Source organism: Novosphingobium soli, from assembly GCF_042432915.1.
GTDB lineage: Bacteria > Pseudomonadota > Alphaproteobacteria > Sphingomonadales > Sphingomonadaceae > Novosphingobium > Novosphingobium soli.
Genome location: NZ_JBHLWK010000007.1, coordinates 22,080 through 38,193 on the forward strand (window position 1 = coordinate 22,080; position 16,114 = coordinate 38,193).

The following is a 16,114-nucleotide window of genomic DNA, read 5'->3' on the forward strand; positions in this document are numbered from 1 at the left end:
CAGCGTGAACCTGGAGCAGTGGTACGCGCGCGTTGAGCGCGCCCGGGCGCGAGCGTGGTTGCCCCTGCGCCTCAAGCCGCTCCTGCGGCCGCTCGATCCCTACCTCGATTGGCAGGTGCACAACCGTCTCACCGCCACAGCGCTGGCGGACCTTCGCAAGGCGCTCGCACGCCATCGGGGGAGCCTGCCCAAGCTGTCGGTGATCATGCCGGTCTACCGGCCCGGACGGCGCCATTTCGACTCCGCGATCGCGTCGCTCAAGGCTCAGGTCCTTACGGAGTGGGAGCTCTGTCTGTGCGATGACGGCAGCGCAGATGCGGGCCTTTCTGGCGACCTTCGGTCACTGGCAGAGGGAGACGACCGGATCAAGGTCACCGCTCTTGCGGCGAACGGGGGCATCAGCGCCGCCACGAATGCCGCGGCTGCGCTGGCAAGCGGGGAGGTTCTCCTGTTCATGGACCAGGACGACTGCCTGGCGCCGGACTGCCTTGCCGAGTTCGCGCTGGCCTTCGCGGCCGACCCGCAGCTGGACATGGTCTATTCCGACAGTGACAAGATCGACGAGCAGGGGCGTCATTTCGCGCCCTGGTTCAAGCCGGGGTGGTCGCCCGTCCTCCTGCTGTCGCACATGTACCTCGGACATGCGGTGGCCCTGCGCCGGAGTCTCTTTGACCGCCTGGGCGGGTTTCGCAGCGCTTTTGACGGCAGCCAAGACTTCGACCTCGCGCTGCGTGCCGGCGAGTTGGCCGAGCGTGTGGGCCACATACCGCGGGTTCTCTATCACTGGCGTGCACTCCCCGGATCGACGGCGGTCTCGGCGGCGCAGAAGCCCGGCTCGATCGAAGCGGGCCGCAATGCCGTTCGAGAGGCGCTGGAGCGACGCGGGGTCGCGGCCGCGGTCGTCCGTCCAGCATGGGCGGAAAAGGCCGGGATCGGCCTGTTCGAACCGAGGTTCAATGCGCCCGGCAAGGTGAGCGTGATCGTCTATGGCCTGGAAAACGGCTCGACCGATCTCGCCTGGCTGGAGGGCGTGCTCGGGAAGGTTCCAGAGAGTGCTGAAGTTCTCGTCGCAGGTGGTGCGCCTGCCGGAACGGTCGCCAGCGTGCGCTGGGAGTGGATCGCCGACGCGGACGTCGGGACCGCGGACGATGTCATCGCCGCCTGCCTCGCCCGCGCTCGGGGGGACGTGGTCGTTTTCCTCGAAGCCGGGGCTGAGCCGCAAGGGGAGGAGTGGCTGGCGCAGCTGTGCGGTCATGCGGCCCTGCCCGGCGTGGGCCTCGCGGGAGCGCGGCTCGTCGACGGGCGAGGGCGGGTCCTGAATGCGGGCCACGTCTTCCCGGCCAGCGCCTCGCGCCCGGAGCCGGCCTTCGCGGGCCTGCCCGCCCACCGCAGCGGCGCCCAGTACCTCGCGCGGACACCCCACGAGTGCTTCGCGGTATCGGCATCCTGTGCTGCGATGCCCCGCGCCCTGGCCGATCGCCTGGGCCCCCTTGTCGGGGGGGCGCTTGACGGGGAAACCCTGGGGATGCGTCTGTCCGAGCGGGCGCGGGCGCTTGGCTCGAGCGTGATCTGCTGCGCCAGCGTGGATGCGCGCATGGCTGCCGGCGACCCGGTTCCGCAAGCGCCGACTCGCAGGATGGGAGACCCCTGGTACAATGGCAACCTCGGGCAGGGGGCAGCCCAATACGCGCCGATGCGGCGCGTCCCGGCGCTGCGCCAGGAAGCGCCGGTTCGAGTCTGTGCCGTGACTCACAACCTGGATCGGGAGGGGGCGCAGACGGCGCTGCTCGATCTGCTGGCAGGGCTCCGCCGCCAAGGCCGGGCGGATGCGTTCCTGGTCAGCGGCCGCGAAGGCCCGCTGCGCGCGGCGTTCGAGGCCGAGGGCATCGCCGTGTCCGTCATACCGTCGCCGCGGCGCGGTGCGCCGCGTGCGCAGCATGCTCGCTATCGCGCGGACCTTGCCCGGTCATTCGCCGCAGGTTGCGCGCAGGCGGTGCTGGCGAACACGCTGGAGTGCCATGCCGCCGTCGCTGCCGCAGCCGATGCCGGGCTCGGCTCGGTTTGGTGGCAGCACGAGGGCGGCACCTGGAGGGAGCACTTCCAGCGCTTCCCCCGCCACCTTCGGGCGAGGGCCTATGCTGCGTTCGCCCAGTGCTATCGCCTTGTCCAGGTGGCGGAGGCCACCCGTGCCGGCTGGCTGCCGATTGCCACCCGAAACAACTTCGAGGTGATCCGCCATGCCATCCCGCCGGAACGCCATGCCGCCGACCTGGCGCGCTGGGAGCGTCCGCAGGCGCGACGACAGCTTGGCCTCGAGCCCGAGGATTGCTGCGTCCTGCTGCTGGGGAGCATTTCCGCGCGCAAGCGTCAGGCGGATGTGGTGCGTGCGCTGGAAGCGCTCCCGAGCGGGGCAGGCGCCAGCCTGCGCATCATCATCGCCGGCGGCCTGGTCGATCCCGGGTACGAGCGGGTGCTGACCGCCGCGCTGCAGAGGCTGGATGCAGTCCGCCGCGCCCAGGTGCGCATGGTGGGCGCCGTCTCGGACGTTGCGCTGTACCTGGCCGCCGCGGACGTCTTCGTGTGCTGTTCGCGGCAGGAAAGTGCACCGCGCGCCATCGTCGAGGCCATGTCCTTCGGCCTGCCCGTGGTGTCCACGCCGGTTGACGGGATTCCTGAACTCGTCCGCTTCGGATCGAGCGGGGTGTCGTTTCCGGTTGGGGACTTCCGGAAGTTGGGCGAACTCTTGCTCCGACTTGCGGCTTCCCCAGGGGACCGGCAGCGGCTAGGACGAGCCGGCCGTGAGCTGGTGCCATTGCTCAGCGATTACAAGAATATGGTGAAGCGCTTCGGCGGGCTGCTCGGTGAGGCGGCGAGAACGAGCGAAAAGCCGGCCGAAGTTGGATGAACAGGAGATCGCATTGAGTCTGGGTTTCACGGGGGAACGCATCGTACCGGGGGCACCCGACTGCGAACCGACGTTCGCGCAGAAAATGTTCCAGGAACACGTCGCCCGCTATGCCTTTGCGGCGCAACTTGCGGCAGATGCGGACGTGCTCGACGTCGGCTGTGGCGTGGGCTACGGATCGCAGTGGCTGGGCAAGGCGGGCGCGCGGTCGGTGCTCGGCTTCGACATTTCTGCGGACGCGATCGACCACGCCCGGATGAACTACTTCCACCCCGCGGTCTCGTTCAAGGTCCAGGATGCCACCGCGATCGAGCCCGGTGACGGCTACGACCTCGTCACGTGCTTCGAGCTGATCGAGCACATCGAGGAGCAGGAGCACGTCCTCGACCTCATCAAGGGAGCGCTGCGCGAAGGCGGTGTGCTGGCGATCTCGACGCCGCGGCCGCTCGACGACATCCGCACCCACTTCCATGTTCACGAGATGAGCTTCGAAGAGCTCTACGGCCTGCTCAAGGCGCGGTTCCTGTACGTCGAACCCTACTTCCAGGTCAACTGCTTCACCTCCCTCGTCGGGCGCGAGCGGCCGGAGAAGCTGGAGCGCCTCGTGCCGGTTTCCGAACGGATCGACATCGATCACGCCGACTACTTCATCTTCCTGGCGAGCGACTCCCCCATGGACGGGCGCGCGGCGATCCAGCCACTGCTGACCATGAACGACGACGCCTATGTGCTGACGCTCGAGAAAGACGTCGGCGTCCTGCGCCAGGCGGAAAACGATCACATCGCCCGGATCGCGGATCTGGAGCAGGAAAAGCAGGCGCTTGCCCAGTCGGCCGAGCAGGGCCAGGCCATCTCCGCTCTGATCCAGGAGGTGAGCGTGCTCCGCTCGTCCGTCGGAGCCTTCTCGGAGATGGCGGGCCGCGAGCCGGCGCTCTCCGCAGTTCAGCAGGAACTGGCCGCGCTCCGGGGTTCTCTGAGCGCCATGGCGGATGCCCGCGCCGAGTTGGATAGCGTCCGGCGCAGCTTGCTCGAAACGCAGCAACGCACGGCGGAGGTCGAGCACGAACGCTATCGTGCCCAGGCCCAACGCGATGACGCGGAGCGCGAAGCTGCTTCGCTTCGGCTTGAACATGCGCGCCTTGCGGCGGATCTCGATGCCGTGCGCCGTGCTCTTGTGGAACAGGGAGCGCAGCTTGCCGCTGCGCAGACCGAAGTGCACGCCCAACGCACCGACGCGGCGCGGCTTCCCGAGGCTATGGCCAGGACCGGAGCGCTCGAGAGCGAGATCAATGCGCTGCGGTACCGGGTCGAATACGCCGAGGCGACGCTGACGCGGTTCCGCCGGTCGTTCAGCTGGAGCATCACCCGTCCGCTGCGCTGGGTCTGGCGCACGTCGCGAAAGATTACAGGCCGGAGCCAGCCCCGATGAACGATACCGAATTTACCTGCGACGTGCTCTTCCTGATCGGGTGCTGGGAAGGCGAATCCAAGCGCTACCGCGTGCACAACATCGCAGAAGGCCTGGAGTTCTGGGGCTACCGCACCGAAGTCATGGATTTCAGCCATTGCGGCGAGATCGTCGACAAGGGTCTCAGGCCCCGGGTGGTAGTGTTCTTCCGTGCCCCGTTCGACCCCTCCAAGCGCCTCGTCGAAGTGCTGGAGTATTGCCGCGTCCACCGCATTCGCACCGTTTACGATGTGGATGACTACGTTTTCGAGCCCGCCATCGTCGATACGGTGGCCGGCGTCGCGGAGCTGACCGCTGCGCAGCGGGCCGACTATGAGTGGGGCGTGCGCGCCTACCGTTCGCTGCTGTTCAGCTGCGAACGGGCGACGACCACCACGCCGCTGCTGCGCGACAAGATGGTTGAACTCGGACGCGATGCGCACATCGTTCCCAACACCTTCAACGCAGCCCAGCGTGAGCTGGCGGACCGGCTTCTCTCGGTCTCCGCCGAGAAGGACGACAAGGTCCGCATCTGCTATTTCTCGGGTTCGAAGACCCATTCGCGCGACTTCGCGCAGTGCGCATCGGCGATTCAGGCGGTGATGCGCCGGCACCCGAAAGTGGTCTTCCGGCTCGTCGGGCTGCTGGATCTTGACGACAGCTGGGTGCCTTTCGCCGAGCGGATCGAGCGCGCGGGGTTCATGCCCGCACTCGACATGCTGCGCAGCCTTTCCGAATGCGACATCAACCTCGCGCCGCTCGAGGAGGGCGACCTGTTCAGCGAGGGCAAGAGCGAGCTGAAGTTCTTCGAGGCCGCGTTGGTCGAGGTCCCGACCGTCGCCAGCCGTACCGCGCCTTTCCGCGCCGCGATCGCGGACGGCGAGGTCGGGTACCTCGCCTCCACCCCGGAGGAATGGGAAGACAAGCTTGGCCGGCTCGCCTCGGACGCGAGCCTGCGCCAGAGCATGGGTGCCGCCGCGCGCCGGTCCGCCATGGCGGCCTTCTCGGCCGAGAAGGCCGCGCGCAAGGCACTGGTGGCCTACGGGCTGGAGACGCCGGCGCCGGTGCGTATCCGGAACGAGGGATCCCTGAAGATAGGCTGGATCGTGCCGGGCCTCATCATCGGCGGCGGCGGGCACCGCAACATCCTTCGCGCCGCGTATCATCTCGAGCGCTTCGGCCATGACGTCCGGCTCTACTTCTCCGACACGGACATGACCGAAACCCAGCTTCGCAAGGCGGTGCGCGAGCACTTCTACCCCTTCGAGGGCCCTGTTCGTCGCTTCACCGGTCGCGTCGACGAAGAGGATGTGCTGATGGCGACGCACTGGTCGACCGTGGCGCTGGCCGAATCGGTCCGGTCCCTGATCGGCGAGATCATGTACTTCGTGCAGGACTTCGAGCCTGCCTTCTATCCGATGGGGTCCGAGTACATCCTGGCAGAGAACACCTATCGCAAGAACCTCTACGCCGTGACCTCCGGGCCGTGGTGCGCGCACATCCTGCGGCGCGACTATGCCATGGAAGCCGACTCGTTCCGGTTCCCGGTGGACGGCGGGATCTACAATGCCGCGGCAGGAAACGGAGAGGCGCGGGCCAAGCGCGTGCTGTTCTTCGCCAAGCCGGAAATGGCCCGGCGTTGTTTCCTGATCGGGACGATGGCGTTGCGAGAGTTCCATCGCCTCAAGCCGGACTACGAGATTCTGTTCTTCGGCTCGGGCAGTGCCAAGCAGCACCCGCAGGAATATCCGGTAACTTACCTGGACATCGTGCCGACTCTGAACGATCTCGCGCGGCTCTATGCGACGTCGGCGGCGGGCCTCGTGTTCTCCACCACGAACCCCAGCCTGGTGCCCTACGAGATGATGGCCTGCGGTCTGCCGGTCATCGATCTCGATCGCCCCGGGAACGAGGTGAACTACGACAACCGGCGCGACATCGCCCTGCTGGCCGACGCTGATCCGGTGCGCATGGCGAGCGACATGGCGGCCATGCTGGACGATGCTGAGGCACTCGCGCTGCGCAGTGCCAACGGCGTGGACTTCGCCGCGACCTTTCCCAGCGAAGAGGAAATGGCGCGGCGGGTCGAGAAACTGATCGTGGAGCGGATCGCCCGCACCCGGTCCCGGTCGCATGCGCGGCCCCTGGCGCTGGCCTGAGAGCGGCATCGGAGGATAGATAACGTGAGCTTGCATTTTATCGCCGGCGGAGCCGGGTTCATCGGTGTGAACCTTGCGGCCGCCCTTCTTGATCGCGGCCATCAGGTGCTTGTCGCCGACGACCTCTCGCGCGGCACGCGCGAGGCGATGGCGCCCCTGGAAAGCCGAAACGGCTTCTCGTTCGTGGAGGTCGATTGCAGCGACCCGGACCTGATCGACGCGGCGCTGGGCGATCGGCAGATCGACGAAGTCTGGCACATGGCGGCCAACTCCGACATCCCGGCCGGGGTGGCGGACTACCGCGTCGACTTGCGACAGACGTTCCTCACCACCGCGGCCATTCTCGACGTGATGAGCCGGCGCGGGATCCCGGTGATCCATTTCGCGTCCAGTTCCGCCATCTACGGCGACCACGGCGACCGCGCGATCTTCGAGGACATCGGCCCGCTCCAGCCGATTTCCAACTACGGCGCCATGAAGCTCGCCTCGGAAGCCCAACTGCGGGCGGCCAAGGAAGCCTATCTCGAGCGGGTCTCAGTGTTCCGCTTTCCCAACGTCATCGGCGTGCCGGCGACGCATGGCGTGATCCTCGATTTCGTCCAGAAGCTGATCCGCACGCCGGACGATCTGCAGGTGCTGGGGGACGGGACGCAGCAGAAGTCGTACCTGCACGTATCTGACCTGATCGGGGCCATGCTCCACATCGCCGATCGTAACGAGCCTTACGCAGTCTACAACATCGGTCCGACGGACGAAGGTGTCACGGTTCGCTTTATCGCCGAGACCGTCCGCGATGCGTTCCGGCCGGCCGCGCAAATCCACTTCGGCGAAGGCAATCGCGGCTGGGTGGGTGACGTTCCCAAGTTCCGCTATTCGGTCGACAAGCTGATGGAGACCGGTTGGACGCCCGAACTCGGGTCGACCGACGCCGTCCTGCGAGCGGTTCGCGAAATCGTTGCCCAGGAAGCGCCCTGATGACACAGGCGGTCATCCTGGCAGGTGGCAAGGGCACGCGCCTCGCCAGCCGGCTGAACGGAAAGCCGAAGCCGCTGGTCGATGTCGACGGCGTCCCGCTGCTCCAGCGCCAGCTGGAAGCGCTGGTCGGACAGGGCGTCGACGACGTGGTGCTCCTCGTCAACCATGCGGCCGACCAGATCGAGGCGTTCGTCGCCGGGCTAGACCTGCCGCTGCGCCTCACTCTGATCGACGACGGCTTTCCCCGGGGAACGGCGGGCGCCACCCTGGCGTGCCTCGACCGGCTGCAGGAGCGCTTCGTCGTCGTCTATGGCGACACCCTGTTCGACCTCGACGTGCGCCACATGCTGGAGCGGCATGAGGCTTGCGGGGCGGACGCGACGCTCCTGCTCCATCCCAACGACCACCCGGCCGACTCCGATCTCGTGGAGGTGGATGGGCGGGACTGGATCCGCTCGTTCCACTCCTATCCCCATGCTGATGGGGCCTTGTTGCGCAATCTCGTCAACGCCGCCTTCTACGTGATCGAGCGCAGCGCGCTCGAACCGTGGGTGGAGCGCATGGAAACCGGCGACTTCGCCAAGGACCTGTTCCCGGCCATGCTGGGCGAAGGCGCCCGGCTGAAGGGGCATATCTCCTTCGAATACATCAAGGACATCGGCACCCCGGCTCGGTTGGACAAGGCCGAAAGGCACCTGCGCAGCGGCCTCGTCGCCCGGGCCCGACGCACATGCCCCCAACGTGCAGTTTTCCTTGACCGCGACGGTACGATCAACGCCTCCCGGGGGCATATCTCGAGCCACAGGGACCTCGAACTGCTGCCGCATGCTGCCGATGCGGTCCGCCGCCTGAACGAGGCTGAGTACCGGGTCGTGCTCATCACCAACCAGCCGGTCCTCGCCCGTGGCGAAGTGGACGAGGCCGGGCTGGCGCGGATCCATGCCAAGCTGGAGAGCGGCCTAGGCGCCCGCGGCGCCTACCTGGATGCGATCTACTACTGCCCTCACCATCCCGATTCCGGTTTCCCCGGTGAGGTTCCCGAGCTCAAGCGAGCCTGCGACTGCCGCAAGCCTGCGCCGGGTATGGTGGAGGCTGCAGCCGCCGCCCTGAACATCGACCTGTCCCGCTCCTGGATGGTGGGTGACAGTACCTGCGACATCGCCATGGCGAGCGCCGCGGGACTGCGCTCGGTCCTGGTCAGCACCGGCGAAGGGGGGCGGGACGGCAAGTACGAAGCCCGGGCCACGCACGAGGCTCCCTCGATCGTCGAGGCGGTCGATTTCATCCTGGCGGCCTCCGGGTCTGCCGAAAACCGTTCGGACCACACGCGATGATCATCAGTCAGACCCCGCTTCGCATGAGCTTCGTGGGCGGTGGCAGCGACCTGCCGGCCTTCTACCGCGAGCATGGCGGTGCGGTGCTCAGCACCGCCATCGACAAGTACGTCTACGTCAGCGTCAACCGCAAGTTCGACGGCGGCATCCGCCTGGCCTACTCGCGCACAGAGGAAGTGACCTCGATCGACGAGATCGACCACGAACTGGTCCGTGCTGCCTTCGCCATGCGCGGGATGCGCGGCGGCGTGGAGATCACGACCACCGCGGACATCCCCTCCCGCGGAACCGGGCTCGGCTCATCCTCGACTTTCACCGTCGGCCTGCTCAACGTGCTGAGCGCCTACCAGGGGCACCACGTCTCAGCCGAGGATCTGGCCGCCGGCAGCTGCGAGATCGAGATTGAGCGCTGCGCCCAGCCGATCGGCAAGCAGGACCAATATGCCGCGGCGTACGGCGGCCTCAATCTCATTGAGTTTCACCCGGACGAAAGCGTTTCGGTGAGCCCGGTCATCATGAAACGGGATCTGCGCGACCTGCTGGAACAGCGGATCATCGTCTTCTACACCGGCATCACGCGTAGTGCTTCGGCGATCCTGGCGAACCAATCGGCGGAGACTGGCAGCGACGCCGCCAAGCAGGCGACGCTGAAGCGCATGGTCGAGCTGACCTACGTCCTTCGGGACGAGCTGTGTCGCGGCAATATCGACAGCTTCGGCCGCATCCTGGACGAGAACTGGGCGCTCAAGAAGTCGCTCACCGCAGGGATCTCCAGTTCCGAGATCGACGACTGGTACGAGCGCGCGATGGGCGCCGGGGCACTCGGCGGGAAGCTGCTGGGCGCCGGCCAAGGTGGCTTCATGATGTTCTACGCGCCCCGAGAGCGGCACGAGGACATCGCCAACGCCGTCGGTCTGCGGCAGGTCTCGTTCGGCTTCGAGCCGCTCGGCAGCCGCATCCTTTTCTACAATCCCCGATAATCTCAGGAATCTCGCCTTGGCCTATTTCCCCGACACCCTCATTCCCGACGCCGGCAACTATGCGACGGAATACTTCGCGCGGATGGCCGCCGCCGCGTCGACCATCGACCCTGCCGCGATCGCCGCCGCGGGCGATCTGATCGCGAAGACGACCCACGCCGGCGGCAGGATCTATTCCTGCGGCAATGGCGGCTCGGCCGCGATCGCCAACCACCTTGTGTGTGACTGCCTTAAGGGCATTCGCACCGACACCGCGCTTCGCCCCAAGGTGTACAGCCTCTCGACCACGGTGGAACTGATCACCGCCATCGTCAACGACATCGGCAGCGAGCAGATGTTCTCCTTCCAGCTCGAATCGCTGGGAGAACCGGGCGACCTGCTGATCGCGATCAGCTCCTCCGGCGCCTCGCCGAACATTACCCGTGTCTTGGAGCTGGCGAAGGACATGGGAATCGCCACGATCGCGATGACCGGTTTCGCAGGTAATCCGTCTCGCACGCTGGCGGACGTCAGCCTGCATGTGGACTGCGAGAATTACGGCATCGTCGAAGATCTGCACCAGTCTCTGATGCATATTCTGGCTCAGTACACACGACATAGTCACCTCGATGATCCCTCGAAGCTGGGATCACTCAAGTTCTGATGCGATAATGCGATAAAGATCTGGCGAGACAATGATCCATGGAAACGGCGCGCGAAGATGGTAGCTATTTCGACGAAGCCTACTTCGAACGCGGTTGGGAGCGAGGTACGGCTTACGTAGGGTATCGCGAGAGCGCGGCGTCCAATGCCATTTTCCGAGAGCTGGGTCGGGGCATAAAGGAGATCTTCCAACCGAGGAGGACGTTGGAGATCGGCTGTGCCACCGGAGCTATCGTCCGCGAACTGAACGGCATGGCTGTCGATGCGTTCGGCATCGATGTCTCGTCTTGGGCGGTGGCCAATGCGCTCGATCCAAAGGTCAGCCTCGCCTCGGCGGCCGCTCTGCCCTTTGCAGACAACACCTTCGACGTGGTCTACTCGTCACATGCCCTGGAACATCTGCCCGACGAGATCTACGCCAAGGCTTTCGCGGAGATCGACCGTGTCTGCGGGCCCCGAGCCGTGCAGTTTCACATGCTCCCGATCATTGGCACTTATCCGTACGACTACGATCCGGACGCAGCGCGGCGCGATCTTAGGAAGGACCCCACGCATAGCCTGCTCATGCCTATGGATTGGTGGATAAGGCAGTGGGAAGATTTGGGGTGGCGGCAGGTGGCAGCCTCAGTCCTGCTCCCGGCCGATACCTCCAACGTAGAACTCTCCTCAGGCCAGTTCTGCCTGGTGCGCCAGGAAGCCGATAACTTCCACCAGGTGCTGGCGGCCATCAACGAGTGGAACAGCAGGGTCTATCGACAAACCTACCTTGACCTGCAGGAGCGGCTGAGCCCAGCCGAAATCGCATCGGTGCGCATCTCGACCGAGGAAAATGCGCTCCCGCGCGGCATCGGCCCTTGCGACTGCCATTGGGACGATATCAAGCGGGAGTTCGAGTCCCCGGTCAATTTCGCAGCTGCCGAACTCCACGGGATCGTGAGCCTGCGTGCGCCTGAGCAGCGGCAGATGAGAATCGCGCTCATTTCAGAATCCGGCGACGTGCTGGAAAAGTGGCTGTCACTCGAGCCTGGCACCACAGTGGTACGCATCCCCGTCGATGAATTCCGGCTGCTTTCGGGAGGGCGGAACCTCGGCGCAATACGTTCGGTGTATTTCGGTGGGTATGTCGAAGATTTCACCCTCAGCGGAAATTTTGCGGTGGTTTCTTCAACCGGAACGATTCCGGATATCTTCGGCGCCTCAGAGCCCGGCCGCGGCTGAGCGGCACGCCCTCGCCTCTTCAGCGGGACCTCAGCAGATCCAGGCGCGTGCACCTGCTAAGACGTGGCGAACTATTTCGTCCAGTCCAGGTGCCTGCAGGCCATCGTAGGCACACCCCGTCCGCGTCCAGGCTGGGTGGTAACCGGGATCGTAGCGCGCGACCTCTCCCCATCGAGCCTCAAACCTGCGCCGTTCCCTGCGCATGCGGGCTCTTTGGATGCGACTCAGGTTCAAGCCACGCGATACCGATTCATGATGACGCAAGGTGATCGCTCCGCAGTACGCGACGGCCATCCCTCTTTTCCGAACCCGCAAGCACAGATCGACGTCTGCGAAGTCCACCGCGAAGTTGGCGCCGTCGAAGCCGCCGAGCGCGTGGAAGTCTTGTGAGCGGATCGCCATGAATGCACCAGTCACGGCCACGGCTTGGCGCACCGCGATCCAGCGCCCTGCCGGCCCGGGATCGTCGGCCGGAAACCAGCGCCCTTCGTGTTGAGGCCCGTTGTCCATTCCGAACACGAAGCCTCCATGTTGAATCGTCTCGTCCGGGTAGAGCATCCTGGACCCTACCAAACCCACCCTGGGGTCAGCGAGCAGGCCGGCGATCACCCGATCCCAGCCGGACGTCAGCATCTCCGTATCATCGTTCAGGAAAAGCAGTGTATCGCCGGTAGCGTCGACAGCCCCGAAGTTGTTGGCACGAGACCAGTTGAACGGTTCGTCGAACTGCAAGACCCGGGTATTGGCACGCTCCGCGAGATGTTCGAACAGGACTGCGGCACTGCGCGTCCGGCTGCGATTGTCCAGCACGATGATCTCGACGAGATCAGGCTCACTGGCCTGCGACAGCAGCGTGGACACTGCGGCAAGTAGAAGTTTCGGATTGTCGCGGCTGGGGATGATGACCGTGATCGGCCGTGGCGGAGCATCAGGCAGGGGACGCGGGACGGGAGCCTCGTCGACTGGCAGGGTCATCAACGTGAGCGGCAAATGTGCAATGCGCGCCTCTCCGGGCCCATGCGCTGCAAGGCGAGCGATCCCTTTCGCGTTCTCCGTCCACAGGAAGTCAGGTTGCGGCAGGAGGACAGGGTCGCAGCGGGCGTCCGTGTTCGCCACGAAGTGGTCGTGATCGGCCCGGACCGTGGTGCAGGCGGTCTGGTCGATGGCCCAGTTCAACCAGGCCAAGCAGTGGCGATCCAGCACGGCCCCGGCGGGCAAGACCAGGTCGAACATCCCTGGCTGCTGGCCTGGCGAAGAGTCATCGTCGTGGGCGACATGCCAGGCGGCGTGTGATTGCTCCTTCAACGAACGCAGCGTTTGGTTGTTCGGAGAGCTAGGCGCCCCGAGCCGGACGGCGAAATGCGTTGTCGTCGAAGTTGGTGGCGGCTGGGGTGTCGGGTTCGACTTTGTGAAACTGTCGTAATCTTCCGGAGGGAAAATGCCTTCTGTCCGCGTCTTCAGACGCCCCCTTGCACCATAGCGGCATAAGTCCCGCGTCGCCGCGACGCTGCCCTCGTTCGCGGTCAATGCGAGCGTTTCGACCGCGCGCCGGCGCTGTCCCGCGCTATGCAACGCTCGCCCCAGTTCGTACATCGCCGCCCTATCCTGTGGGCGGGATTTGAGCAGCTGCTCGTTCGCGATGATGGCTTCGTCGAAGCGCCTTGCCGCGCGTAGCACTCGAGCGTAAGTTCGGCTCAGGATCAGCAAAGTGGGTGATTTCCCCACGATACGACCCAGGTGGTCCGCGACTATCGACCAGTCCCGTGGCTCAAGCGTTATCCACGCCCGAACCGCGGTGATCGACAAAGAGGGTAAATACCTCGCCGCTGCAAGCCAGCGCTGCGGCTTACGCGATCCGGTCACTGGAGGTGGATGGCCCGGTGATAGAATTCGAATGCCTCATCGGCATCGGTGAAGGTCGAAAGCTCTCCTTCGGACAGCACGCAGAGCGTAGAGCAGTGCTCCCGAACGTAGTTGGCATCGTGCGAAACGATGATGAGAGAGCGGTCCGCACGCTTTTCGAACAGCTCGGCATGACACTTTTCGTGAAAGCGGGCATCGCCGACGGCCACGACTTCGTCGATCAGGAAGCAATCGAACTCGATCACCATCGACAACGCGAAGGCCAGACGTGCGCGCATGCCCGAGGAATAGATCCGCAGCGGTTCTCGCAGATAGGCGCCGAGCTCGGAGAATTCCTGAACGTAATCGATCTTGTCCCGCCAAGGGATACCATAGATCCGGCAGACGAAACGGAGGTTGTCGAGTCCGGTCAGCGTGGTTTGGAAAGCGCCGCCGAACGCCAGCGGCCATGACACGGACATGGACCGCTCGACCTGCCCGGAGGTGGGCCGCTCGGCGCCGCTGAGGAGCCGGATCATGGTCGACTTGCCGGCGCCGTTCCGGCCCAGGATGCCGACCTTCTCGCCCTTCGCGACCGTGAGATTGATGTTGCGGAACACCTGGTGCTGCCCCTGCGAAGTGGGGTAGCTTTTGCAGAGATCGACCAGCCGGATCATTCGGGCACGACCTTCTGGCTGACCACGCGCGTCTTGGCGAGGCCGAGCGCTGTCAGGAGCAGGTTCGCCACGGCCATGTAGCCCATATCGTAGTGCGCCACCATGGCGGAGCCGAAGTAGCCTTCGCGCAGGTACTCCGTCGCGTTGATCATCGGCAGCCAGAGGATCCATTCCTGCGCGACCTTCGGCAGCGAATCGACGATAAAGCCCGCACCTGACAGCGGCATGATGAGATAAGCGAAGGGGTGCCAGAGCTTCTCGATGATCTCGTACTCCTCGGCAAGCGCCCCGAGGAGGATCGCGAGGCCGCACCCGAACCACGTCAGCATCAGCCAGCCGAGCGTCACCTTCAGCAGATCCTCGGGCAGGGACATCCAGTCGAAGGTCGTGAAGACGACTGTCAGAACGATGAACGAGATCGTCGCGCCCATGAATTCGAGCAACAGCCGCGCGAAGAAGATGTCGATGATCTTGACCTGGCGGTGGTACATAAGGGCCAGGTTGGGCCCCACCGAGCCGATCAGCCGCCCGGGCATGTTGCGCCAGAGAAGGATGCTGGAGTAGCCGGTCACCGCGAACGCAGTGATGGGCAGGCTGCTGACATGGTTCAGCTCCAGCCCCACCCACAGCAGGGTGACCGCCAGCGTGAACAGCATCGGTTCCACGAACAGCCACAGGAAGCCGATGTTGTGGCGGCCATAGCGCGTGATGATCTCGCGCAGGAGCAGCGCCGCGACGACCCGCTGCTGGACGGCAAATGCCGTGGCGAGCGCAGACCGCTGCGGCACCGGTTCCGTCACTGCTGGTGCTCCCGAACCCCCGCAAGCAGCATGCCGAGCACGCCCCAGGCGATCAGCGAGAACATCAGGGTGGAGATGATGCCGCGGGCCCGGCGCGGCTCGATGGCGTAGTCGGGAAGATTGGGTTCCACGATCCGCTCGACGTAGGCCTGCTTACGGCGAGCCTCGTTCTCGGCATCCTGGAGCGAAACCATTGTGGCGGCCAACTGGCGGTCGGCGAACTGGCTCTCCAGCTGCAAGCGCTGGTACTGCGCTGCCGTGGAGGACAGCGAGCGCCGGTTGCCTGCCACCTTGCCGAGTTCGGCGTCGATGTCCCCGGACAGGCTGCGAACCTGGACCTCGAGCACTTCGACCTGCGGGTTGCGCGGCGCCACCGCCCGAAGCTGGGCGAGCTGGGCCCGCGTCGCGATCAGTTCATCCTGCAGCTTGGAGACCATCTGCAGCTGCACCGTGGCCTGCTTCTCCGGATCGACCACGCCCTCGCGGTTGCGGAAGGCGGAGAGGGCGAGGGCGGCTCGCTGTGCCCGCTGCTTGGCCGCTGCAACTTCGTTGCGCGACACCAGGATGAGATCGTTACGCGCCCGGTTGTTCAGGCGGTTTACGGTGGCTTCCGCCATCTCCAGCAGCTGCTCGTTGAAGCGTTGCGCGTCACGAGGATTGTAGGCCCGGACCGACAGCGTGATGATGGAAGACGTGGCGTCGTGCTCGGGGTGAACCTTGGTCCCGAAAAAGGTGTAGAGCTTCTCGAAGGAGCCAGAGTGCCCGGTGGGATCGAACCGATCGAAGATTGAGATCGACGGGTCGCTGTACGCCTTGCGAAAGGCATCGTTGCGGTTGAGCGCGCGCAACGCGTCACGAGACTTGAGGTAGTCTTGCGCAGCGAAGATCTCGTCGCTGGCGCTGGAGAACCCGGCGCCCTTGAGCAGCAGCCCGACGCCCGACATCTGCGGCTTGTCCGGGCTGCGCACGATGAATCGCGACTCTGACACGTAGACGTTGGACGAAAACACGCCGAAGTAGAGTATGGATAGGATCGTGGGCACAACCACGACGAGAATGAACAGCCTGTCGACGGACGTGATCCGGGTCCAGATCTTTTGCATTGATGTTTCCACTAAGAATTCTGGGCCGGATC

Annotated in this window: 12 protein-coding genes; 8 read left to right on the plus strand and 4 right to left on the minus strand. The window is 65.2% G+C overall.

What is annotated here, in order from left to right; translation table 11 throughout:
- Positions 1 to 4 precede the first annotated feature (4 nt).
- The 8 genes from ACFFJC_RS04045 to ACFFJC_RS04080 are packed head-to-tail and all read left to right on the plus strand — an operon-like array spanning position 5 to position 11,660.
- Positions 5 to 2,905 carry a glycosyltransferase gene (locus ACFFJC_RS04045; protein WP_379486213.1) on the plus strand — a complete coding sequence of 967 codons (2,901 nt, stop codon included), beginning with the start codon at positions 5 to 7 and terminating at the stop codon, positions 2,903 to 2,905.
- On the plus strand, positions 2,898 to 4,334 hold the full coding sequence (locus ACFFJC_RS04050; RefSeq protein WP_379486214.1) for a methyltransferase domain-containing protein: 1,437 nt from the start codon (positions 2,898 to 2,900) through the stop codon (positions 4,332 to 4,334). Before ACFFJC_RS04045 ends, ACFFJC_RS04050 begins: the two co-directional genes overlap by 8 nt.
- Positions 4,331 to 6,511 (plus strand): rhamnosyltransferase WsaF family glycosyltransferase, encoded by a 2,181-nt coding sequence (locus ACFFJC_RS04055; protein WP_379486215.1) that lies wholly within the window; start codon positions 4,331 to 4,333, stop codon positions 6,509 to 6,511. The genes ACFFJC_RS04050 and ACFFJC_RS04055 overlap by 4 nt, the downstream gene beginning before the upstream one ends.
- 24 nt (positions 6,512 to 6,535) lie before the next feature.
- On the plus strand, positions 6,536 to 7,486 hold the full coding sequence (locus tag ACFFJC_RS04060; protein WP_379486216.1) for an NAD-dependent epimerase/dehydratase family protein: 951 nt from the start codon (positions 6,536 to 6,538) through the stop codon (positions 7,484 to 7,486).
- Complete coding sequence (locus ACFFJC_RS04065; protein ID WP_379486217.1) at positions 7,486 to 8,820, plus strand: HAD-IIIA family hydrolase; 1,335 nt, start codon at positions 7,486 to 7,488, stop codon at positions 8,818 to 8,820. Before ACFFJC_RS04060 ends, ACFFJC_RS04065 begins: the two co-directional genes overlap by 1 nt.
- Entirely contained in the window at positions 8,817 to 9,800 is a 984-nt protein-coding gene (locus tag ACFFJC_RS04070) for a GHMP family kinase ATP-binding protein (RefSeq protein WP_379486218.1), read from the plus strand. The genes ACFFJC_RS04065 and ACFFJC_RS04070 overlap by 4 nt, the downstream gene beginning before the upstream one ends.
- A gap of 16 nt (positions 9,801 to 9,816) precedes the next feature.
- Positions 9,817 to 10,443 (plus strand): SIS domain-containing protein, encoded by a 627-nt coding sequence (locus tag ACFFJC_RS04075; protein ID WP_379486219.1) that lies wholly within the window; start codon positions 9,817 to 9,819, stop codon positions 10,441 to 10,443.
- 38 nt (positions 10,444 to 10,481) lie between these two features.
- Entirely contained in the window at positions 10,482 to 11,660 is a 1,179-nt protein-coding gene (locus ACFFJC_RS04080; protein ID WP_379486220.1) for a class I SAM-dependent methyltransferase, read from the plus strand.
- Positions 11,661 to 11,690: 30 nt separating this feature from the next.
- Here the strand turns inward: ACFFJC_RS04080 and ACFFJC_RS04085 are convergent, their stop codons facing one another.
- The 4 genes from ACFFJC_RS04085 to ACFFJC_RS04100 form a co-directional block, all read right to left on the minus strand.
- On the minus strand, positions 11,691 to 13,367 hold the full coding sequence (locus tag ACFFJC_RS04085; protein WP_379486221.1) for a glycosyltransferase: 1,677 nt from the start codon (positions 13,365 to 13,367) through the stop codon (positions 11,691 to 11,693).
- Positions 13,368 to 13,519: 152 nt separating this feature from the next.
- Positions 13,520 to 14,179 carry an ABC transporter ATP-binding protein gene (locus ACFFJC_RS04090; protein WP_379486222.1) on the minus strand — a complete coding sequence of 220 codons (660 nt, stop codon included), beginning with the start codon at positions 14,177 to 14,179 and terminating at the stop codon, positions 13,520 to 13,522.
- Positions 14,176 to 14,979, minus strand: coding sequence for an ABC transporter permease (locus ACFFJC_RS04095; RefSeq protein WP_379486223.1), 804 nt, complete (start codon positions 14,977 to 14,979; stop codon positions 14,176 to 14,178). Before ACFFJC_RS04095 ends, ACFFJC_RS04090 begins: the two co-directional genes overlap by 4 nt.
- Complete coding sequence (locus ACFFJC_RS04100) at positions 14,976 to 16,082, minus strand: KpsE/RkpR family capsule polysaccharide export protein (RefSeq protein WP_379486224.1); 1,107 nt, start codon at positions 16,080 to 16,082, stop codon at positions 14,976 to 14,978. Before ACFFJC_RS04100 ends, ACFFJC_RS04095 begins: the two co-directional genes overlap by 4 nt.
- Positions 16,083 to 16,114: the final 32 nt, after the last annotated feature.

Excerpts from the sequence above, each read along its gene's own strand:
- ACFFJC_RS04065 (WP_379486217.1), top strand. The coding sequence starts at position 7,486 with ATGACACAGGCGGTCATCCTGGCAGGTGGCAAGGGCACGCGCCTCGCC.
- ACFFJC_RS04070 (WP_379486218.1), top strand. The coding sequence starts at position 8,817 with ATGATCATCAGTCAGACCCCGCTTCGCATGAGCTTCGTGGGCGGTGGC.
- ACFFJC_RS04090 (WP_379486222.1), bottom strand. The coding sequence starts at position 14,179 with ATGATCCGGCTGGTCGATCTCTGCAAAAGCTACCCCACTTCGCAGGGG.
- ACFFJC_RS04100 (WP_379486224.1), bottom strand. The coding sequence starts at position 16,082 with ATGCAAAAGATCTGGACCCGGATCACGTCCGTCGACAGGCTGTTCATT.
- ACFFJC_RS04055 (WP_379486215.1), top strand. The coding sequence starts at position 4,331 with ATGAACGATACCGAATTTACCTGCGACGTGCTCTTCCTGATCGGGTGC.
- ACFFJC_RS04080 (WP_379486220.1), top strand. The coding sequence starts at position 10,482 with ATGGAAACGGCGCGCGAAGATGGTAGCTATTTCGACGAAGCCTACTTC.